This window comes from Longimicrobium sp., assembly GCA_036387335.1.
Taxonomy (GTDB): Bacteria; Gemmatimonadota; Gemmatimonadetes; order Longimicrobiales; family Longimicrobiaceae; genus Longimicrobium.
In genome coordinates, this window is the sequence record DASVTZ010000066.1 from 1 (window position 1) to 21004 (window position 21004).

Genomic DNA, 21004 nt, shown 5'->3' on the forward strand with positions numbered 1-21004 from the left:
GGCACGGCGGTTGGCGGGGCACCCGTGGCGGGTTCCGTGAGCGAGCTCCCCGACAGTGCCGCGGGGTACTTCGGCGCCCTGGCCCAATCGTACGACTCACTGATCCGCCGCGCGCTTCCGCGGTACGACGAGATGATCGGCCAGCTCGTCGATTCGCTGCCGCGGAGCGCCGCGCGCGTGCTGGAGCTGGGCTGCGGCACCGGGACGCTCACCGTGGAGCTCGCCCGCCGCTACCCGGGCGCCGACCTCGTGTACGTGGACGCGTCGCGCGAGATGCTGGAGGCGACCCGGGCCCGCCTCGCCGCCGCCGCACCGGATTTGCGTGCTCGCGGGGTGCTTTCACGGTTCGAGGAGCTGGGAGCCGGCGGCGCCGTCGTGGATCTGGTCGTCTCCAGCATCAGCATGCACCACGTGGCGGACAAGGGTGCGCTGTACCGTCTCGTGTTCAGCCACTTGCGGCCAGGCGGCGCGTTCCACTGGGCCGACCAGCTCGCCGCGGCCACGCCGCGCCTCCAGTCGCTCCTGTGGGAACGCTGGCTGGAGTTCTGCCGGCTCCCCGGCAACTGCTCACACCAGGAGATCGACGGCCTGCTGGAGCACGCGCGCGCGCACGATCACTACGAACCGCTCGCGGTGCACTTCCGCCTGCTGCGCGAAGCGGGGTTCCACAACCTGGATTGTCTCTGGCGCAGCCTGATGTGGACGCTGGTCAGCGCGGAGAAGCCAGGCTCCTGAACGGGAGAAGGGGCACCGGCGCTGCCCATTGGCCGGTACCCCTTCTCCATTGAAGATCGCGCGCGGCTCCGGTCGCATGGGCGGGCCCGTGCAGGACCACGCCGCGCCCGCGCTAGTGCGTGGTGCGGTCGATCCGTATCCCCTTCATCTCCAGCACCACGCGCCCACCCGCCCGCCAGATCTGCTCAAAGGTGGCGGCACCATCGCGCGTGACGGTGAATGCGCCGATCGATGGTGGATCCCTCTCGCGGTCCGCGCCGTACGCCGCCTCCTCCGCCTCCCGGATGGACGGCCGCCCGGGAAAGCACCCTTGCAATGTGACGTTGAAGCTCCCCCGCCAGCGCCGCGCGCCGTCAGGGAGCACGTGCGGCGCGTTGACGATGTCGGCCGCCGTCACGCGGCAGCCGCCGGCGTTGGCCTCACGGTTGGTCGCGGGGATCGCCTCGGCGGTGGCCGCGCCGTGCACGTACAGCCGCGCGGTGTCCGCCATGCGGGGGCGCACGGCGGCGAGATCGAGCCCCGGCGGCGACTTGCGGCATATCGGATACCCCGCCGCGTTGGTGCGGAAGTAGGCGGTGACCGTATCGGTGCCTCCCGCCACCACCGTCATGCGATAGGTCCCCGTCACGGGGTGCGGGTCGTACGCGGGAACGCAGGGCTCGAGCGCTTCCTGCGCCTCTTCCAGCGCGTACTTCGCCGGAAAGCGCCGCGCCAGCCGCGGGTGCGTCCTCGCCCAGCGCAGGAGGCCCCGGTACGCGGCGAAAGGATCGCGCTCCACCTGTTCGTATAGCGGGAGCGACCGGGTGAGCTCGAACACCTGCGCGGGAGTGAGGATCGTTTCCGTGCTGTCCGGCGCGCCGTGGGTGTACCCGTCGGGATAGGCGCCGTGGCCCGGCTCCACGTCGAACGTGGGCCGCCCGCCGATCCATTCGGAGGGCGGCCGCAGCCTCGCGTCCACCATCACCTGCGCGCCGGGAGGGGTCCAGCGAGCGCTCGTCTGCCACCTCCACACTTCATTGCACTCCCAGCCGTAGGGCACCAGGATTCCTTCCTTGATCCCGGATGCGCGGGCACGCGCGAGGGGGGCCGGCACGTCTCCGCCCACGGCGTCCAGGCGGAAGAGCTGCCCGTGCACCGCCGCCGGGTCGGACACAGGCACCGTGTAACGGATCGGTCCCGCGCCGGCGCGGACCGTGTCGCTCCGCGCGGTCGCGAGGAGGAAAAGCGGCGCGCGCGTTCCGTACAGGCGGCCCGTGCTGCACGCTTCGGCGTCGCCAGCCCCCGCGGCGATGCCGATCAGCGCCGCCGCGATCAACGATGTCTTCATGGTTTCCCTTGCGCACAAGAGACGGAGGCACGGAGATCGACTTTCTTCTCCGTGCCTCTCTGTTTCACCATGTGTGCCCCGTGGTCAGAGCAGAATGCCCACCACGCACGCCGTCATGAAGTTGGCCAGCGTCCCCGCCACCATGGCGCGGAGGCCAAGCCGGCTCAGGTCGCCGCGGCGCTCGGGAGCCATGCCGCCGATGCCGCCGATCTGGATGGCGATGCTGCTGAAGTTGGCGAAGCCGCACAGCGCGTAGGTGGCGATCACCACCGAGCGCGGGTCGAGCTTCACGCCCTCCTGCAGCATGGAGCCCAGGTGCAGGTACGCCACGAACTCGTTGAGCGCCGTCTTCTCGCCGATCAGCGTGCCGATGGCCGGGGCGTCCTGCCAGGGCACACCCATCAGCCACGCCATCGGCGCGCCCAGCCACCCCAGCACCAGCTGGATGCTGAACCCCTGCACGCCAAAGAGCCCAAAGGTCCAGGCCAGCAGCCCGTTGATCAGCGCCAGAAGCGCGATGAATGCCAGCAGCATGGCGCCCACGTTCAACGCCAGCGTGAGCCCCTCGCTGGCCCCGCGCGCAGCCGCGTCGATGGGGTTGGCGTCCAGCTTCTCCAGCTCGATCCCCAGCTTGCCGCGCGTGACGGGCTCCTCCGTTTCCGGGTACATCAGCTTGGAGATGGCGATGCACGCCGGGGCAGACATCACCGAGGCGGAGATCAGGTGCCCCGCGATGTCGGGGAAGTACGAGACCAGGATCCCCACGTACGCCGCCAGCACGCCGCCCGCCACCGTGCCGAAGCCGCCCACCATGATGCAGTGCAGCTCGCTCTTCGTCATCGTCCCGATGAACGGCTTCACCAGCAGCGGCGCCTCCGTCTGCCCCAGGAAGATGTTGCCGGCGGTGCTCAGGCTCTCCGCGCCGGAGATGCGCATCGTCTTCATCATCACCCATCCGAACCCCTTCACGATCCACTCCATGATGCCCAGATGGTAGAGCAGCGTCATCAGGCTGGAGAAGAAGATGATGGTGGGGAGGACGTTGAAGGCGAAGAAGCCGCCCGTGTTGGCCCACGTGCCGCCCGCGGGCACCGGCGCCATGCTGTTGGCCGCCGCGCCCACCGGCACGTTGTTCCACACCAGGTTGCCGAAGAGGAACTTGGCGCCCTCCACCGTATACCCGATCAGCGCGTTGAACAGGTCGTTCGCGCCGTTGAAGAACTCGTAGCCGACCCGCGTCTTCAGGATGATGAGGGCGAAGATGAACTGGAGCGCGATCCCCCACGCGACCGTCACCCAGTCCACGCGGCGCCGGTTCACGCTCAGCAGGAAGGCGGCGAGGGTGAAGACCACCAGCCCGAGGAAGCTGATCGCGCGCTGAACCGGACTCCCGCCCGCCGCGTCGGTGCGCGCCTGGCGCGCCCGGTCCTGCGCGGTGGGAGCCGCGGCCGGCTCGTTGCCGCGGTTGGCGGGCGTGGCGGAGTCCCGCGCGATCCCGCTCTCGGGCGTCTGCGCCTCGCGCTGGATCTCGCTCGTGCCGTTGCCCACGCGCGGCTGCGCGGCGGGCTGCGCCCCGGTCGTGGCCGGCTGTGCGGCGGGCTGCGCCGCGGCGGGGGCGGCGCGCGTCGTGTCCTGCGCGGAGGCGTACCACCCCGCGGTGATCAGCAGCGCTGCGGCCAGCCAGAGCGGCAGCAGCCACTTCAGGCGCCGGGTCCTCGTTGGGAGGGGCATTGGGGCGGGGATGGCAGGGTGATGAGCACCCGCCGCGGGCTGGCGGCGGGGACGACTGGATGGATCGACATTCTACCGACCGGCGCGGCTTCTCGCCACAGTGCCGGGTCAGGGAGGCGGCGCCTGCTCCGCCGCGGCCCGGCGCGCCAGCTCGGCGGGGACGATCTCCCAGTTGCGGCGGAAGACCTGCTCCGGCGAGATCGCCCCGCGCCGCTCGATCTCCTCGATGAGCAGCTCGCGGATCCCCTGGCCGCGATCGTACACCACCGGCGCGCCGATCAGCATGGAGAACCCGCCGCTCCCGCTCGCGCGGTAGTTGTTGAGGGCGAGGGTGAAGCTGTCCGCCGCCGCCACGTCGCGCCCGTTCCTGCGCAGCGTGGTCACGCGCTGTCCGACGGGCTTCGACAGGTCGAGCGTGTAGTCGACGCCGCTCACCACGTCGAAGTTGTAGCCGGGGACGGCCGGGTTCACCAGCGTCTCGCAGCGGGCGGCGGGGCAGGGGAGGTAGTACTCCGCGCTCTTTTCGATGAACGCCCGCAGCTGCGCCCCCGACACGCGCACGGCCTTGAGCGTGTTGTCGTACAGGTACAGCCCCGCCACGTCCGCCACCGTGATGGGCCCCGCCGGGATGCGCGCGTCCAGCGAGAACGCCGCCGCGGCCGACAGCTCCGCACCCGACGCGCGCATCTGCACGTCGTTGATCAGGTCCAGGATCGGCGTGTCCTCCACCCGCGACCGCGCCGCCGACCACTCGACGGACGACGTCCCGATGCGCCGCGCCACGTAGTCGCGCGTCCTCTGGTGCGCGGTGGCCAGCATCGCCTCGAACTCCGGAGACGTCGCGCCCTTTGCCGGCCGCAGGATGCGGCCGCGCTTGCCCGCCACGCGCCACCCCGCCGCCCCCCGCTCCAGGTCGAGTTCGGCGACGGCCAGGGAGGTGCCCCAGTTCTTGGCCTGCATCACCAGCACGCCGCCGATGGTGGTGTCCGCCACCTCGCGGTGCGAGTGTCCCATCAGGATCAGGTCGATCCCGGCCACCTCGCGCGCCATCGCCGCCGCCGCGTTCTCGGTGGGGACGCCGGTGGCCGCGGTGTCGTAGCTCGACCCCTCCAGTCCGCTGTGCGCCGCCACGATCACCACGTCCGCGCCCTGCCGCCTCATCTCCGCCACCACGGGACGCACGGAGGCCACGATGTCGCGGAAGTCCAGCCGCCCGCGCACGTTGTCGCGGTCCCAGATCGCCACGCCCGGCGGCGTCACCGAGGTGATCCCGATCCGCACCCGCGCGCCGCCCACCATCCGCTCCACGATGGTGAAGGGCCGGTACGCGTGCTCCGCCGTCCCCGCGCGAAAGGTGTTCGCGGAGAGCCAGGGGAAGCGCGACTGCCGCGCGACCGTGTCCAGGTGCGCGATCCCGTAGTTGAACTCGTGGTTGCCGATGGCGGACGCGTCGTAGCGCAGGAAGTTCATCGCCGCGGCCACGGGGTGCGCCTCGCCGGCGGCGAGGCGCGAGTGGACGAAGTCGAGCGGGTTCCCCTGCAGCAGGTCCCCCGATTCCACCAGCACGGTGCGCCCCGGGTTGGCGGCGCGCACGCTGTCGATCTGCGGAACGAGGCGCGCCAGGCCGTTGTCCGTCGCGCGGCCCGTGTAGTAGTCGTAGGGAAGGAGCCAGCCGTGGGTATCGGTGGTCCCCATCACCACCAGCCGCCCGGAGGCCGGCGCCCCGGCGTTCCGCGTGGAAGCACAACCAGCCACCATCCCCACCGCAACCAGCGTCAGCAATGCGCGATTCATCGAAAGCCCTGGCAAGATGAGGATGGTTTCTGAGAACCCGAATGCGACCTGCTGAAAGTGCTAAGTGCTAAGTGCTAAGTGCTAAACAGCGGCTCACTCAGGACTCAGGACTTACGACTTGGGACTTAGGACTCAGGACTTAGGACTTAGGACTTCAGTTTCGCTGGACCCGTCTGGCCCGCGCGTGGTACACGGCAGGAGGCGCGATGCTCCGCGCCTTTGCGCCCGGCGGCGCCGCCGCTACTTTTCGCCCGGGGAGCGCGCTTTGCAGGCGCGAAAACGAGCCCCGCACGACCCGCTCAAGATGATGCGATGACCCGCGCCCTGCTTCTGCTCGTACTGCTGATCGCCGCACGTCCGCTCGCGGCCCAGGTGACGCCGCCGGACACCGCACGCCGCCCGGTGGTGGACACCGCGGGCGCCATCCGGGCGGACACGACGCCCACCGGCCGCATCTCGCCCAAGGGCGCCTTCCTGCGCTCGCTCGTCCTTCCCGGGTGGGGGCAGTCGGAGATCGGCGCGCCCGAGCGCGGCATCATCTACTTCGGGCTGGAGGCGGGGAGCCTGTGGATGGTGCTCAAGTCGCACCGCAAGCTGGGCGAGGCGTACGAGCGCGAAGACATCCTGCGGCGCACCGGCGTCATCCCCGAGGAGCGCACCACCGGCCTGGTGCGCGCCCGCCGCGCCCAGCGCGAGGACTGGATCGCGCTCTCCCTCTTCTGGCTCTTCTTCTCCGGCGCGGACGCATTCGTGGGCGCGCACCTGCGCGACTTCGACGCCCAGGTGGGCTCCGCGCCCGGCTCGGGCGGCGTGCAGGTGGGGGGGAGCGTCCCCGTCGGCAAGCGCCCGTGAGCCACGCCCCCGTCGGCGTCTTCGACTCGGGAATCGGCGGGCTCAGCGTGGCCCGCGAGATCCGCCGCGCCCTTCCCGCCGAGGAGCTCCTCTACTTCGCGGACACCGCGTACGTCCCCTACGGCGACCGCACGACGGAGTGGGTGCGCAACCGCTCGCTCACCGTGGGGCGCTACCTGCAGGAACGTGGCGCCAAGGTGCTGGTCGTGGCCTGCAACACCGCCTCCGGCGCCGCCCTCGAAGCCCTTCGCGAGCACCTCGCGGTCCCCGTGATCGGCCTGGAGCCGGCCGTGAAGCCCGCCGTGCGCGACTCCGCCGCCGGCCGCATCGGCGTCATGGCCACCACGGGCACCCTGCGCTCGGACCGCTACGCGCGCCTGGTGAGCGCCCACGGCAGCGGCGCCACCGTCGTCGCGCAGGCATGCCCCGGCCTCGCGGACACGGTGGAGGAGGGCATCCTGAGCGGCGAGGAGCTGGACCGCCGCCTGGAGCCCTTCGTCGCGCAGCTTCGCGAGGCCGGTGTGGACACGGTCGTTCTGGGATGCACGCACTACGTCTTCATCCGCGACGCCATCGCACGCGCCCTGGGCCCCGACGTGCGCCTGATCGACAGCGGCGGCGCCATCGCCCGCCAAACGGAGCGCATCCTCCGCGAGCGCGGGGAGCTGGCCGCGGAGGGCACCGGCTCACTGCGCATCCTCACCACCGGCCCCGCCCCCGAAGTCGCCGCCGTCGTGGCGCGCCTCTGGGGCGATCCGCTTCCGGTCGAGCACGTGGAAGTGCCGGGCGAGGAGCCGATCAGGGCGTAGGCCCCCACCCCCGCTCGTCACCTCGCGGCCCCTCCCCCAAAACTGCCTGGGGGAGGGGCGTTTGGCGCGCATTCGCGCGCGGTGCATGCGGCGTCGCGAGGGCGGGCACGGGCAGCCACGTGGGGCAGCCCCTACGGGTTTTTGTGTGCGGAAGGCGGGGGCGGTGCGCGGCAGGGGGTGGGCAGACACGCAGGTCTGCCCCTACGGAGTTCGGTGGAGAAGCGGCGAGCAAGCGATGAATCGCGCGGTTGCCACAGATGCCGGGCGTGGACGGAGTGCACCCTTTCCCCCGCTTGCGGGGGAGAGGGCCGGGGAGAGGGGGAGCGGCGCTGGGGGTGGGGCTCACACCTCCCACCCCCGCACCACCGGCGCCCCGCCCGCCACCGGCAGCACCAGGTACGTGTAGCTCCGGATCCAGTCGCCCGAGTTCGCGTAGAAGCGGCCCGGCGCCACCTCCACCACCTCAGGCACGTGCGCGTGGCCCGCGACCACCAGCTCCACGTGCGGCATCCGCGCGAGCTGCTCCTCGGCCCAGCCGCGGATGAAGGCGGCCCGGCCCCTGGCGGCCTGGTCGCCGGAGCCGGCCTTGTGCTCGGTGCTGGAGGCCATGCCGGCGATGCGGCGGCCCGTGTCCGGGTGCAGGCGGCGGAAGGCGGCGATGGACGCGGGGTGGCGGATGACTTTGCGCAGCGCCCGGTACTTGTAGTCGCCGCGCCCCACGCCGTCGCCGTGCGCCACCAGGGCACGCCGCCCGCCCAGCTCCATCTCCACCGGCCCGTCCACCAGCGTGACACCGACTTCGTCGCGCAGAAAGGAGCCGGCCCAGGCGTCGTGGTTGCCACCCACGAACGACACGGGCACGCCGGCTTCCACCACGTCCGCGAGCTTGGCGACGACGCGGAAGTGCTCGCGGAGGATGACGGACTTGTACTCGAACCAGAAGTCGAAGAGGTCGCCGTTGATGAGTAGCGAGCCGGCGTGCTCGGCCGCGTGGTCCAGGAAGCGGCGGAAGGCGCGCTCCGTCTCTCGCGGAACGGCGCCCAGGTGGATGTCGGAGACGATGTAGGCGGGCTTGCTCTGCATGGCGGGCCAAGCTACCCGGCGCGCGGGGCGCCCACAAGCCGCGCGGTTTGACACCACGCGCCGCCGCCGGGTAGCTTCCGCCGCATGCCACGCCCACCCTCGACCCTCCGCCGATGACGGCCGCTGCGCCCTCCTGCTCCGTTGAGTTCCGCGTCCGCTATTCGGAGACGGACCAGATGGGGATCGTCTACCACGCCAACTACCTGCCGTGGTGCGAGATAGGCCGCACGGAGCTGATCCGCCGCCTGTGGAAGTCGTACGCGCTGGTGGAGCGCGAAGAGGGCGTGCTTCTCGCCGTCACGGACGTGTCGCTGCGCTACCACGCTTCGGCTCGGTACGACGAACTGGTGCGGGTGACGACGACGCTGGAGCAGGTCCGCTCGCGCGCCTTCGCCTTCACGTACCTGGTCGAGCGGGTGGATGAGGATGGCAGCACCACCCGCCTCGTCACCGCGCGCACGGGGCTGACCGCCATCGACCGAGACGGCAACCTGCGATCGCTGCCGCCCTCGCTCCTCGAAGCCTTTCGCAACCCCGCACCGCGGGAGGTGGGATGATCGTGCCACGCCACACGCCTGTCCTCCTGCTGCTCGCCGCCGCCTGCGCGCCCGCCGCGAGCGTCCCGGGCACTCCGGCGCCCGCGCCCGCAACCCCGCGCACGGTGGCGGAGCCGGGCTCGCCCGAGGTCGCTACGCGCCTGCTGCGCCTGGAGGACCGCCGAGAGTACGACGCGGCCGCGCTGGAATCCGCCGCCGCATCCGCAAGCGCCGCCGCCCGCCGCCGCGCCGCGCTCGCCGCCGGCCGCATTCACGACAAGCGCGCGGTGCCGCTCCTCGGGCGCCTGCTCGCGGACGCGGACACGTCGGTCGCGGCCACGGCGGCGTTCGCGCTGGGGCAGGTGGCGGACAGCGCGGCGGTCCCGCTCCTCGCTCCTTACGTGACGGCGCAGCGGGTCGCCACCGCGCCGACGGTGGTGGGTGAGGCGGCGCTCGCGCTGGGGAAGATCCGCACGCCGGCGGCGCGCACGGCGGTGGAGAGCTTCCTGCTGGCGGCGCCGCGTACCGGCAACGGCGTGCGCGAGGCGGTGAGCCTGGCGCTCCTTTCCGTCTACCGCTTCCCGCGCCCGGCGGACCCCGCGCCCATCCTCCCGTGGCTGGCGTCGCAGGACACGGCGATCCGCTGGCGCGCGGCGTACGCCCTCACGCGCCGCCCCGATCCGCGCGGCACGGCGGCGCTCTTCCCTTACGCCAGCGATCTGGACCCGCTGGTGCGCTCCTTTGCGATCCGCGCCCTCACCGCGCCGCTGGCGGACAGCTCCGGGGTCGGACAGGCGCGCGCACTTTCGGTCATCCTCGCCGCCACACGCCATGCGTACCACGAGGTCAGCGTCAGCGCAGTGCGCGCACTCGGCACGTACGCGGCGCCCGAGTCGATTTCCGAGCTGGAGCGCCTGCTGGGCAGCCCCGACCCGTACCTGGCCATCAGCGCGGCCGAGTCGCTAGGCCGGCTCGCCGCACGCGCGCCCGGTTCCGCGGGAGCGCTCCGCACTGCGGCGCTGAACGCGAGCGCGCCCGAAGCACTGCGCACCGCCGCCATCGCGGCGCTGGCTGAAGTGGCGCCCGCGCAGGCTCGCGAGGTCGCCGGCACGCTCGCGCGGGATCCGGGGTGGCGCATCCGGGCCGCCGCCGCGCGTGCCTACGCCGAATTCGGCGACCGCGAGGCCGTGGCGTCACTCGCGCGCGATCCCGAGGGCCGCGTCAGTGCCATCGCCATCGAGGCGGCGGTCGGCGCGGCGGGAGACACGGCGGTGGCGCCCATCCGCAACCTGCTGATCGAGTCGCTCGGCGCGCGCGACGTGATCCAGCGCACCAACGCGCTCGGCGGCCTCGGCAAGCTCGCGGACCCGGCCACTCTCCCGGTGCTCCTCGACGCCTACGACCGCGCCCGCGCCGATTCGATGAACGACGCCGCCCTCGCCGCCGTGGACGCGCTGGGGGAGCTGGCGAAAAAGGACGCGTCGGCCGCGCGCTCCTTCTTTGCGCGCTTCCAGAGATCGGGCGACTACCTCGTCCGCCAGCACGCCGCCGCCGCATTCGGTGACACGATGACGGCGCGCGCTTGGGGCTCCGCCCTTCCCATCGAGGGACGGCAGCAGGCCGAATACGCGCGCCTCGCAGCGGCCTACGTGATCCCCGATGCGCGCCCTCGTGCCCGCATCGTCACGAGCCGCGGCACCATCGAGGTCGAGCTCTTCGGCGCCGACGCCCCCGGAACTGTCGACAACTTCCTGACGCTGGCGCGCGCGGGGTACTTCAACGGGCAGGAGTGGCCGCGCGTTGTCCCCAACTTCGTGATCCAGGGCGGCGATCCGCGCGGGGACACTTCCGGCGGTCCGGGGTATTCCATACGTGACGAGATCAACCGTCACCTGTACGGCACCGGCACGCTGGGGATGGCGCTCTCCGGGCCGGACACGGGGGGGAGCCAGTGGTTCATCACCCACTCGCCGCAGCCGCACCTGGACGGCACCTACACCGTCTTCGGCCAGGTGGTGAGCGGGATGGAAATCGTGAACCGCATCGTCCCCGGCGACCGCATCCTACGCATCGAGGAAGTGAAGTGAAGATCGACACACCGAGCATCCTGCTGATGGCCGTGGCGGTCGCCGCGTGCAGCCCGGCCACGGCCAGCACTCCGCCGTCTGGAGGCTCGCCCGCGCCGGTCACGGAAGGCCCGCGCCAGGACCCGGCCGTCATCGCCGCGCAGCTTCAGCGCGCCACGCTGCCGTCGTCCCCGCGCCAGGCCAACTTCACCTGGGCGCTGGATGAATCGGGAGCGCGCTTCAACGGCCGCGGGGTGGCACGCTTCCGTGCGCCGGACCGCTTCCGGATCGACCTCTTCGGCCCACGCGGCGAGACGTACTTCGCCGCCGCGCTGGTGGACGAGACGCCGCGCATCCCGGCGTCCATCGACCAGCAGCGCTTCCGCTTTCCCTCGCCCGCGCTCCTCTGGGCGACGGTCGGCGTCGTGCGTCCGCCGAGCACGGCACGGTTGGTGGACGCAACCAGCAGCGCCGACGCGACGGTGGTCCGCTACGATCTGGGCGCCGAAGGGACGCTGGAGTACCGCGCCCGCTCCGGAGTGCTCCAGAGCGTGCGCAGGCTGCGCGGCGGTGGCGTGCAGGAATCGATCGATCTGGACCACGGGCCGGGCAATGGCATCCGCAGTGCGCGCTACCGGGAGTGGAATGCGCTCCGAACACTGAACCTCACGCTGGAATCGACCAACGATGCGGCATCCTTCTCGGAAGACATCTGGAGCCCGCCGGGCACTGCTCGGTAGCATCCTGCTGGCGGTCTCGCTCGCCGGGTGCATGTACCAGCTCACCGGAGGCGGGCTGCCGCCCAACATCCGCACCGTCTACGTGGAGCTGTTCGAGAACACCACGCCGGACGAAGCACTCCGCGGCGACGTGCAGCGCGCGCTGCAGCAGCGCCTGCCGCGCGAGCTGGGCGTGCGCCTCTCCGCGCAGGCCTCGGCAGACGCCATCATCCGCGGCACGCTGCGCGGCTACGACGAGACGACGCTGAACATCGCCGCGCAGGGGCAGACGGGCGGGCGCGTGCAGCCGGTGCAGCGCCGCCTGCAGATCACCTTCGACGCGGAAGTGTTCGACGTGCGGCAGGACACGGTGCTCTGGCGCGGCACCAACATCTCCGCGTTCGGCGACTACAACCCGAGCAACCAGACGATCAACGTCGCGCGGGAAAAGGCCGTCATCGACATCATCCAGAAGGTGGTGCAGGGAGCGCAGTCGCAGTGGTAGCCGGCACGCTCCTCCGCATCGCGTCGCGCGGCAGCCAGCTCGCGCTCTGGCAGGCGCACGCCGTGGAGCGCGCCCTCCTCGCCGCCGATCCGGATGCCGAGGTGCGCATCGACGTGGTGAAGACGATCGGCGACAAGATCCTCGACGTCCCCCTCGCCAAGATCGGGGACAAGGGGCTCTTCACCAAAGAGCTGGACGAAGCGCTCCTTTCGGGCGCCGCGGATCTGGCGGTGCACTCTCTCAAAGACGTGCCCACGCGCCTTCCGGACGGCCTGGTGATCGCCGCCATAACCGTCCGCGAGGACCCGCGCGACGTGCTGATCCTCGCCCCCGGCCGCACCGGCTCGCTCACGACGCTGCCGGCGGGCGCGCGCGTCGGGACCAGCTCGCTGCGCCGCCGCGCGCAGCTCCAGGCGCGCCGCCCGGACCTGGAGGTGCTGGACCTGCGCGGCAACCTCAACACCCGCCTCGCCAAGCTGGACCGCGGCGAGTACGAGGGGATCATCCTGGCGGCCGCAGGCGTGCTGCGCCTGGGCTGGGACGACCGCATCTCCGAGCACCTCGATCCCTCCGCCTGGCTCCCGGCGGTGGGGCAGGGCGCCCTCGCCGTCGTCGCCCGCGCCGACGACGAGCCGCTGCTCCAGCGCCTGCGCGGCCTGGATCACGCGCCCACCGCCGCCGCCACCACGGCCGAGCGGGCCTTCCTCCGCGCCCTCGAAGGCGGCTGCCAGGTCCCCATCGGCGCCCTCGGCGAGCTCCACGACGGCCGCCTGACGCTGCACGGCCTCGTCGCCTCCACGAGCGGCGACACGATCCTCCGCGCCTCCATCGACGGCGCGCCGGAGGATGCCGCCACCCTGGGGCGCGGCCTGGCGGACGAGCTCCTGCGCCGCGGGGCGGGGGAGCTGCTCGCAGAGATCCGCCGCGAAGTCCCCGCCGCCCGCCCGGAGCAGCCGTGAGCGCGGAGCAAAAGATCGTCGGCCGCGAAGAGCTCGTAGCCCGCCTCGGCAGGCCGCGGAGCGAGCGCGTTGTATTCACCAACGGCTGCTTCGACGTGCTGCACCGGGGCCACGTCGAGTACCTGGAATCCGCGCGCAGCCTTGGCGATCTCCTCGTCGTCGGCCTCAACACGGACGATTCCGTGCGCCGCCTCAAGGGTCCATCGCGCCCCGTGAACCCGGAAGACGACCGTGCGTACGTCCTGGCAGGCCTCGCGGCGGTGGATTACGTCACCTTCTTCGCGGAAGACACCCCGCGTGACCTCATCGTCGCGCTCCTTCCCGACGTGCTGGTGAAGGGCGGCGACTACCGCAGGGAAGACATCGTGGGCGGCGCCGAAGTCGAAGCCGCCGGCGGGGAAGTGGTCGTCGCCCCGCTCGTCCCCGGCCGCTCCACGACGGCCATCCTCCAGCGAGCCGCCCAGAATGCCTGACAGGTCCGAAGGTCGCACCCCCGAGCAGCCGCGCGCCCTGCGCATCGAGCGCGGCGTGAGCGAGTACGCGGAGGGATCGTGCCTGATCTCCACGGGGCGCACCCGCGTCCTTTGCACCGCGACGGTGGAGCGCGGGGTCCCCGGCTGGCGCAAGGGGAGCGGCGAGGGGTGGGTGACCGCGGAGTACTCGATGCTCCCGCGCGCCACGCACTCCCGCAACCAGCGCGAGCGCAAGCAGGTGGGCGGGCGCACGCAGGAGATCCAGCGCCTGATCGGCCGCAGCTTGCGCTCCTGCGTGGACATGGCCGCGATGGGCGAGTGGACCATCACCATCGACTGCGACGTCCTGCAGGCCGATGGCGGCACCCGCACCGCCTCCATCACCGGCGGCGCCGTCGCGCTCTACGACGCGTGCCAGTGGATCGCCGCAAAGGGAACCGCGTCTCCGTTCCGCGAGTTCGTCGCCGCCATGAGCGCCGGCGTGGTCGGCGGCGCCCTCCTGCTGGACCTCGACTACACGGAAGACTCCGCCGCCGAGGTCGACCTCAACCTGGTGATGCGCGAGAGCGGCGGCATCATCGAGGTGCAGGGCACGGGCGAGCGCAGCGACTTCTCCCCCGAGCAGCTCGCCGGCCTCGTGGCGCTCACCGGCGGCGGCATCCGCGGCCTGCTGCGGGCGCAGCGCGAAGCCGTGGGCGGATGACGCGCCTCCTGGTCGCCACCCGCAACCCCGGCAAGGTGCGCGAGATCCGCGAGATCCTCGCCGGCTACCCGGAGCTGGAGATCGTGGGCCTGGACACTCTGGGGATCGAGGAAACGCCGGAGGAGGACGCGCTGGAGGTGTTCGACACCTTCGAGGAGAACGCCCTGGCCAAGGCCCGCCACTTCGCGCGCCTCACGGGCCAGCTCACCCTCGCCGACGACTCGGGGATCTGCGTCGATGCGCTCGGCGGCGCCCCTGGCGTGCGCTCGCGCCGCTTCGCCCCAGGCCCGGACCAGCGTGGGGCGGGGCAGGACCAGGCGAACAACACCCACCTCCTCCAGCAGCTCGCCGGAATGCCGGAGTCCGGCCGCGGCGCGCGCTACGTCTGCGCCGCCGCCCTCGCCGGCGGCGGCGCGGACGAGGCGGTCTTCCTCGGCACCTGCGACGGCGTCGTGCTGGAGGAGCCGCGCGGCGCCGGCGGCTTCGGCTACGATCCGCTCTTCTACATCCCCGCCGAGCGCTGCACCTTTGGCGAGCTCGCGCCGGACCGTAAGAACGAGATTAGCCACCGCGGCCGTGCCGTGCGGCAGGCGGCGGAAGCGTTGCGAGGAATGGCGCAGGGTTGATTATCGCGCCGCAGGGATATACTTTTGCGCTCTGTCGGACGGGGAGTGGCGCAGCCCGGTAGCGCACCTGGTTTGGGACCAGGGGGTCGCAGGTTCGAATCCTGTCTCCCCGACTGCCGGGGCACCTTCCCGGCGAACGTTGGTACAGGTCAACACCTGCGCCAGTAGCTCAGCTGGATAGAGCAACGGCCTTCTAAGCCGTAGGTCATAGGTTCGAGTCCTATCTGGCGCGTAGCCAAGAAGCGCCCACCGTTCGCTGCGGTGGGCGCTTCTCATTGGTGCCGTTCGGCTTTGCCGCGCGTGTAGGTCGGGTGAACGTGGGTGATCAAGCGTTCGGAACGCCCACGATCGCTGCCGCGACACGGCGAGCGAGCGGCTGGGTGTAAAGCGCGACTTCAGGCTCGAACACGGACATCAGTTGCTCGGCGGTCGGTGGCGCCTCCATCAGCGGCTTCTCCAGCTCGGACAAGCGCGCTGGGCTGCGACGCCGCGCGTTCTGCAGGTGCTGCTGCCACGCCGGCCGGATCAGGTCGAGCCACCAATCCGCCACGACCTCCAGGTCCACCACTTCGTCCGGCTCGTCGATCCGCGTGAAATCGTTCCGCGGTATCCCCACGGGCGCAATGAGCTCCAGTAGCTCCCGAATAGCGGATTTCATCGCCGGGTCGACGGTTCTGCCCTTGCTCCGCAACGCTTCCAGAACCTTACGCATCAGCTTCAGCGCGCGCCGCTTGCGCTGGGGCAGCGTGTACTCCTCGCGCCGCTGAAGCAATGAGAGGTCCTCCGCCATGATCTTACCGGCTCGCTCGTCCAGGTCCCGGTCGATGGGCTCGGCCAAACGTTCTCTCAACCGGGCGGCAATCAGGTCCAGGTCCGTGATCGGCTCTGCTGAACCTGCCTCGACGAACATCCATCGTGGCGGGGCCATGCCGGCCCCCGCGACCGCGTAGAAGCCCCACCGCCGATCAGTCTGAAGCACGCTGACAGCGGTGTGGAGCTGTACCCGCGAACGGCGAACCGACAGGTAGACGTCGGGTCTGACGAGCGCGTTCTCGCCTTCGATCAGAGCCCTGACCGACTGGAATGCGTCCTTCAACGCATCCCCGGCTCCTTCCCTCGCGCTGTCGGCCAGCAGCTTCTGCATCTCTTCAGCGCGAACCGACGCGTTCAGGTCAACAGGGGCCAGATGAGGTGGAAGTGGAACGTTGGACCCGAGAAGGTCGGCCACGTCCTTCATCCGGTCAAGCAAAAGCTCGGCTGCGCGAGGAGCGAACTCTTCGGCGTCGTTCGGCCAGAAGACTTCGATCGCGGCATGTGGCGTATCCATCCGATCGATCCGCCCAATCCTCTGTTCCGCCAGACGCACCACGGTCGGCATGTCCAGCATGGCGACAGCCGAGGCAGCCTGCAGGTTGACGCCTTCCGCCAGCGCATCGGAACACAGGGCGATCCCGGTGGCCTCGGACCCCAATCCGAGCTTCTTCTGGACCTGTGCACGGTTGCCCTTCGTTTCACCGGTCGCGAGGATCACATCCTCTTCTCCAGTTTCCAGAAGCCTGCGGCTTATGTCGTGGAGGGTGATAAGGTACGTATCGAACGCGAGCACCAGCGGATGCGTTTTACGCCGCTGCACCAGCATGTCGGTTTTCGCCACCTCGCGGTCGTCGGACAGTCGCTCCAGCAGCTCTTCGATCCTCTCGTAGATCGCGATTTCGCTTTCGCATTCACGGGCGTGTGCTTCGCGGTCTGAGAGCCAATCCGGAAGCTCGACACCCAGGTAGGATCTTGGCGGTCGGCGACGGATCGCCTGCAAGGTTCCGATTACGTTTCCGGTCCCAGCTTTTTTCACGCCGGTGGTGATCCCTACCCTGGCACAAGCATCCTCGGTTCCGCGAATGTGCTCGAACAATGCGGCACGTGAGGAGCGGAGTGCCGATTCGACGAAGTATCTCGCCAGTCCCCGGGCGCTGTTCAGGCGCTGCACTAGATAGTGTTCAGGCTTCACCCCCTCTTCTTGCAGAAATCTCGGGAGTCTCAGGTCCTTTTGGAACTGGGTCAGCCCCCGAAGCTCTTTGGCGGCCACGCGGATCTCGCGTGCAACGGTACGGTCAGCCTCGCTCTCGTTCAGGCCGTATGAACGGGCCCGATGTTCCGGATACCGGCAGCGTTGCCCCAGTTCGTTCTTGTACTCGTCGGGTTCCTTGTCCACGAGCGAGTTCAAGACGGACTTGGTCCGCCGCACAGTAAAGGCATAGAGTCCCGAGCGGATTGCATCCGTCTCTTCCTCGGTAAGGCGGAACTGACCCTCTCGACGCTTGCGCTTCCACGCAGCCTGAACGCTTTCCAGCACCGTATCGTCGAAGTTGTCGGCCCCAAGCAGATCAATGATCGACAGTAGATCCTGCGCGCCGCGATTTATGGGAGTGGCGGTAAACAGGACCACATGGTCGGCCTGGTGCCGATACATTGCCTGGGTGCGTAGTGAAGCACGATTCAGGTAATTGTGTGCCTCGTCTACGGCCAGAATGGATGCCCGGCGAATGGCCTCGATCGTGTCCTCGCGGGCCGATGCGGTGGGGTGGCTCAGGACGCCATGGGAATAGCGGCCCGGGTTCACGTCGCACCGTACGGTTTCACGACGCCACAGGGGGTCGACCGCGGGCGGGCACACGAGCGCAATCGGCGCCGCCCCCCGTATGCGGATGCGCATGCGACGGTTCTGAACCGCCCGGAGGAGGTTGGCGCCCATCCGTGTTTTCCCGGATCCGGTTGCGTCTGCTACCAGGACGCTCCCGGTGTTGTTCAGGATCCACAACGCTTGTGCGATCCCGCCGACCTGAGACGGCCAGAGTTTTGGCGCGTCGGCCGGATCAGGCAGGTAGCGCCGTGCCCAGGCACCCTCCAGCAACTCCGCGCAGGCCCGGGCGAGTGCGTCCTCCCAGTTCACGTGCCTCAGCAGCTTTCGGAGCAGCGCCAGAAGTCCCTCCTGGTAGTCCCTGGCTTCGTGCCAGATCACGTCGGCCGCCTGCGCCGTCTCCTTGTACCGCTGCGGCTCTGACGCAGAAACGAAGCGGCAATTCGCCTCCGCCTGTACGCGCATCCCGGAGTGGCTGTAGTTGCTGGAGCCGAGCGTGGCTGCGCTATCTGTGACATACATCTTTGCGTGGATCACGCGCTGATTGGAGGTGCGCACCGACACCAGTCCCTCTGCGAGGCACTGGATCGCGGCTACGATCTGGGCACTCCTCGCGATCGAAATACCGTGGCGAAACCAATAGTCGGAGATTTCCGCTTCGAAACGTTGCCGCGAATCTCTATGGTTTGTGCGCCTTGCCCGGCTGGGCTCGTGGCCGATGACGACCGTCGCTCCGGCAAGCGGGTCAGTTTGCTTGCGGTGATAGATGTCCGCGAGAAACTCGATCACCCGGTCCAGCGAAGTATAGCTCGTGATCAAGCGCGGGCTTTGGGAACTCCGCAGATCCTCGAGGATCACGCTGTCGGCAGTATGTCCCGAGACATTTCCCGGGAAGCGCTGCACATCCGGCCAATCCGGTCCCGTGGAAGACTCAAGCTGTAGCTGGGCGTCCGGTACAGAAGAGCGAGAAGGGCGTGGCATGATTCGAAACCAGGAGAATGGCAGGAGATTGCTACGGTGGCGGATAATGGCTTAATGGAACTCGTCAGGAAAGTGCACGCATCCAGACGCACGGTGCGCTGCGTGATCCTCTTGGATTTACTTCAAGCGTCACATAGCCCTCGCTAATAAACAGGCGGAACGCCGTCCGTTCACTCCACAACCGTTTTATCCACTGTACTTTACGTCCATCTTTGTAGCACGCGAATTGCCCAGCGTCACCGCACGCCCGAGCCGGGGGGAGGTTCGAGGTGGCGGGTACCTATTGACGTTGGAGGATTCATGCGGTGCTACAAGCCTTTCTTCGCCGTGGCGCTTCTCGCCACACTCGCGGCGTGCGCGGACTCGCCGACGGGGTCGTCCGGACCCTCGCTGGAACCGGGGGCGCCGCCGCGATGGGCGATGAACGCCAGCTCGGCGCGGGTGGTGGGGTACCTGCCCAACTGGTACCCGTCGCTGTCGCTGGACTCGGTGCGGTACAACAAGATGACGCACGTCATCTACGCCTTCGTGGACGTGCGCTCCAACGGCTCGCTCACCGGCATCGCGATGAGCGGAGACACGCGGCTCACCGCGATGGTGCAGAAGGCGCACGCCGCCGGCACCAAGGCGTTGATCTCCGTGGGCGGCGGCGGCAACGACCACGACACCACCTTCGCGCCCATGGCCGACAACGCGACGGCGCGGAGCACCTTCGTCAGCAACATGGTCACCTTCGTCAACAACTACGGGCTGGACGGGGTGGACATCGACTGGGAGTTCCCCGACGACACCGCGAACGCCACCGACTACGCCGTGCTGATGAGCGACCTGGACACGGCCATGCACAGCCGCGGAAAGCTGCTGACCGCGGCCGTAGCCGCCAACGGCTGGTTTGGGCAGCACATCAAGTCCTCGGTCTTCAACAACGTGGACTTCCTGGTGCTGATGGCGTACGACGGCGAGACCACCACCCCGGCGTACTCGCACGCGGTGGCGTCGCTGGACTACTGGTCCGGACGCGGGCTTCCGCAATCCAAGACCGTGCTGGGGGTGCAGTTCTACGGGAACAACTCGAGCGGGCAGCAGAAGCCATATCGCCACATCGTGCGCGACGACGCGACGGCACCTACCAAGGACGTGAGCAACGGCTGGTACTACAACGGCGTCGCTACCATGAAGCAGAAGACGACGCTGAGCCTGCAGCGCGCGTCCGGCATCGGGATCTGGGAGGTGACACAGGACACGTCGGCTGCGGGAATCAGCCTGCTGGGGGCCATCCACGACGTGATGAACACCAGCAAGGTCGTCTACGATGACGCGCTGACCACCGGGTGGGCGAACTGGTCGTGGGGCACCACCGTTAGCTTCACCAACACCTCGCCGGTGTTCATGGGGAGCAAGTCGATCTCGGCGGCGTACACTGCGGCCTGGGGCGGGCTGTACGCGCACCACGGCACCGGGGTGAGTCCGTCGGGGCTGACGACGCTGGAGTTCTACGTGCACGGCGGCTCGGCCGGCGGGCAGAACCTCATCGTGCAGCTCGGCGACACCGGCGGCTGGCGCACGATGGTGGGAGTCAACGGCTACATCGCCGGCGGCTCGGTGGCGGCGGGGACGTGGCGCAAGGTGAGCATGCCGCTGTCGACGCTGGGGATTTCGTCGCTGGCGATCACCGACGTGGTGATCTCGGACAACAGCGGCGGGGCGCAGCCCACCTTCTACGTGGACCAGATCCAGTTCGTCCCGTAACTCGGTTCGGGCGCCGGGGCTCCCACGCGGGAACCCCGGCGGCCACTTGCGTAATCCCGGATTCTTTCACAAATTCGTGTCTCGGCATCGACCGGTGCTTCGGCGCGTGTCCTTGCACGAGATGCGGTTTTGAGATGACGGTGGGCGTAGCTCAGTTGGTTAGAGCGCCAGGTTGTGGCCCTGGAGGTCGCCGGTTCAATTCCGGTCGCTCACCCCTGCGAGACCCCGCGGCTCCGGCCGCGGGGTCTCGGTTTGTCTTCGCGGCGAGGGGTTGACGGTTCGGCGGGACTGTTTTACGTTGTAGGGCTCCACCGGACAAGCTGCCGGTCGCGATGGTGGATTAGGAAACGCTAGTTTTCACCCCTTGACGATCCGCGATAAGCCGAGTAGCTTCAAGGAGTTCGCCGCGGATCGGGTGCGGCGGAAGTTGAAAAAACGGGGGTTGACGGATCAGCAACGCCCGTTTAGATTGAAGGACTGCGCGACGGGCCGGGTGAAACTGGCCGGGTTGCCATTGAAGACGCGGCAGAAGCCGCGCGGAAGTTTTGACAAATCGGGTATTGGGGAGTGCTTTGTGCAGCCCGCGACTAGGAATTGCGGAGCGGCCGTGTGGCACATCAGCCGGGGGCGTCACGTCTCCCGCGGTGCCTGCAGGTGTCCATCGAGGCATCGCACGGATTGCACACAACGTGAAGAAGAACCGAACGAACGATACAGTCGT

17 protein-coding genes and 3 tRNA genes are annotated in these 21004 nt (G+C 69.5%); 15 read left to right on the forward strand and 5 right to left on the reverse strand.

Annotated features, from left to right (window positions below; all coding sequences use genetic code 11):
- Positions 1-735 (forward strand): L-histidine N(alpha)-methyltransferase (locus VF647_05465; protein HEX8451523.1); only part of this gene is annotated, 735 nt, incomplete at its 5' end.
- Between the two features lie 112 nt (positions 736-847).
- Here the strand turns inward: VF647_05465 and VF647_05470 are convergent.
- The 3 genes from VF647_05470 to VF647_05480 form a co-directional block, all read right to left on the reverse strand.
- Positions 848-2062, reverse strand: coding sequence for a hypothetical protein (locus VF647_05470; GenBank protein ID HEX8451524.1), 1215 nt, complete (start codon positions 2060-2062; stop codon positions 848-850).
- Positions 2063-2146: 84 nt separating this feature from the next.
- A complete protein-coding gene (locus VF647_05475; GenBank protein ID HEX8451525.1) occupies positions 2147-3793 on the reverse strand; it encodes a NupC/NupG family nucleoside CNT transporter in 1647 nt (548 codons plus the stop codon).
- Positions 3794-3901: 108 nt separating this feature from the next.
- Positions 3902-5587, reverse strand: coding sequence for a 5'-nucleotidase C-terminal domain-containing protein (locus tag VF647_05480; protein HEX8451526.1), 1686 nt, complete (start codon positions 5585-5587; stop codon positions 3902-3904).
- 312 nt (positions 5588-5899) lie between these two features.
- On the opposite strand from VF647_05480, the gene VF647_05485 reads away from it, so the two are divergent.
- Entirely contained in the window at positions 5900-6439 is a 540-nt protein-coding gene (locus VF647_05485) for a hypothetical protein (GenBank protein HEX8451527.1), read from the forward strand.
- Positions 6436-7248: a glutamate racemase gene (murI, locus tag VF647_05490; GenBank protein ID HEX8451528.1), complete on the forward strand. Its 813-nt coding sequence runs from the start codon at positions 6436-6438 to the stop codon at positions 7246-7248. The genes VF647_05485 and murI overlap by 4 nt, the downstream gene beginning before the upstream one ends.
- Positions 7249-7590: 342 nt before the next feature.
- Here murI and VF647_05495 read toward each other — a convergent pair whose 3' ends face one another.
- Positions 7591-8331, reverse strand: a complete 741-nt coding sequence (locus VF647_05495; protein ID HEX8451529.1) for a UDP-2,3-diacylglucosamine diphosphatase — start codon at positions 8329-8331, stop codon at positions 7591-7593.
- 113 nt (positions 8332-8444) lie between these two features.
- Here VF647_05495 and VF647_05500 point away from each other — a divergent pair, with 113 nt between their 5' ends.
- The 10 genes from VF647_05500 to VF647_05545 all read left to right on the forward strand — a co-directional run bounded on the left by VF647_05500 (position 8445) and on the right by VF647_05545 (position 15150).
- Positions 8445-8888, forward strand: a complete 444-nt coding sequence (locus VF647_05500; GenBank protein HEX8451530.1) for a thioesterase family protein — start codon at positions 8445-8447, stop codon at positions 8886-8888.
- A complete protein-coding gene (locus tag VF647_05505) occupies positions 8885-10954 on the forward strand; it encodes a HEAT repeat domain-containing protein (GenBank protein ID HEX8451531.1) in 2070 nt (689 codons plus the stop codon). The genes VF647_05500 and VF647_05505 overlap by 4 nt, the downstream gene beginning before the upstream one ends.
- On the forward strand, positions 10951-11673 hold the full coding sequence (locus VF647_05510) for a hypothetical protein (GenBank protein HEX8451532.1): 723 nt from the start codon (positions 10951-10953) through the stop codon (positions 11671-11673). Before VF647_05505 ends, VF647_05510 begins: the two co-directional genes overlap by 4 nt.
- Positions 11674-11704: 31 nt before the next feature.
- The gene (gene lptE / locus VF647_05515) at positions 11705-12157 is read left to right on the forward strand and encodes an LPS assembly lipoprotein LptE (GenBank protein HEX8451533.1); all 453 of its coding nucleotides are present in this window, start codon (positions 11705-11707) and stop codon (positions 12155-12157) included.
- Entirely contained in the window at positions 12151-13116 is a 966-nt protein-coding gene (gene hemC, locus VF647_05520; protein HEX8451534.1) for a hydroxymethylbilane synthase, read from the forward strand. The genes lptE and hemC overlap by 7 nt, the downstream gene beginning before the upstream one ends.
- The gene (gene rfaE2, locus VF647_05525) at positions 13113-13589 is read left to right on the forward strand and encodes a D-glycero-beta-D-manno-heptose 1-phosphate adenylyltransferase (GenBank protein ID HEX8451535.1); all 477 of its coding nucleotides are present in this window, start codon (positions 13113-13115) and stop codon (positions 13587-13589) included. Before hemC ends, rfaE2 begins: the two co-directional genes overlap by 4 nt.
- Positions 13582-14292 (forward strand): ribonuclease PH, encoded by a 711-nt coding sequence (gene rph, locus VF647_05530; GenBank protein HEX8451536.1) that lies wholly within the window; start codon positions 13582-13584, stop codon positions 14290-14292. The genes rfaE2 and rph overlap by 8 nt, the downstream gene beginning before the upstream one ends.
- Positions 14289-14918 carry an RdgB/HAM1 family non-canonical purine NTP pyrophosphatase gene (rdgB, locus tag VF647_05535; GenBank protein HEX8451537.1) on the forward strand — a complete coding sequence of 210 codons (630 nt, stop codon included), beginning with the start codon at positions 14289-14291 and terminating at the stop codon, positions 14916-14918. Before rph ends, rdgB begins: the two co-directional genes overlap by 4 nt.
- A gap of 39 nt (positions 14919-14957) precedes the next feature.
- Positions 14958-15031 (forward strand) — tRNA-Pro (locus VF647_05540).
- Positions 15032-15076: 45 nt separating this feature from the next.
- Positions 15077-15150: transfer RNA gene (locus VF647_05545), tRNA-Arg, on the forward strand.
- Positions 15151-15243: 93 nt separating this feature from the next.
- Here the strand turns inward: VF647_05545 and VF647_05550 are convergent.
- Complete coding sequence (locus VF647_05550; protein ID HEX8451538.1) at positions 15244-18456, reverse strand: SNF2-related protein; 3213 nt, start codon at positions 18454-18456, stop codon at positions 15244-15246.
- A gap of 378 nt (positions 18457-18834) precedes the next feature.
- Between VF647_05550 and VF647_05555 the strand changes: the two genes are divergently transcribed.
- Positions 18835-20283 (forward strand): glycosyl hydrolase family 18 protein, encoded by a 1449-nt coding sequence (locus VF647_05555; GenBank protein ID HEX8451539.1) that lies wholly within the window; start codon positions 18835-18837, stop codon positions 20281-20283.
- A 140-nt stretch (positions 20284-20423) separates the two neighbouring features.
- A tRNA-His gene (locus VF647_05560) sits at positions 20424-20497 on the forward strand.
- Positions 20498-21004 lie beyond the last annotated feature (507 nt).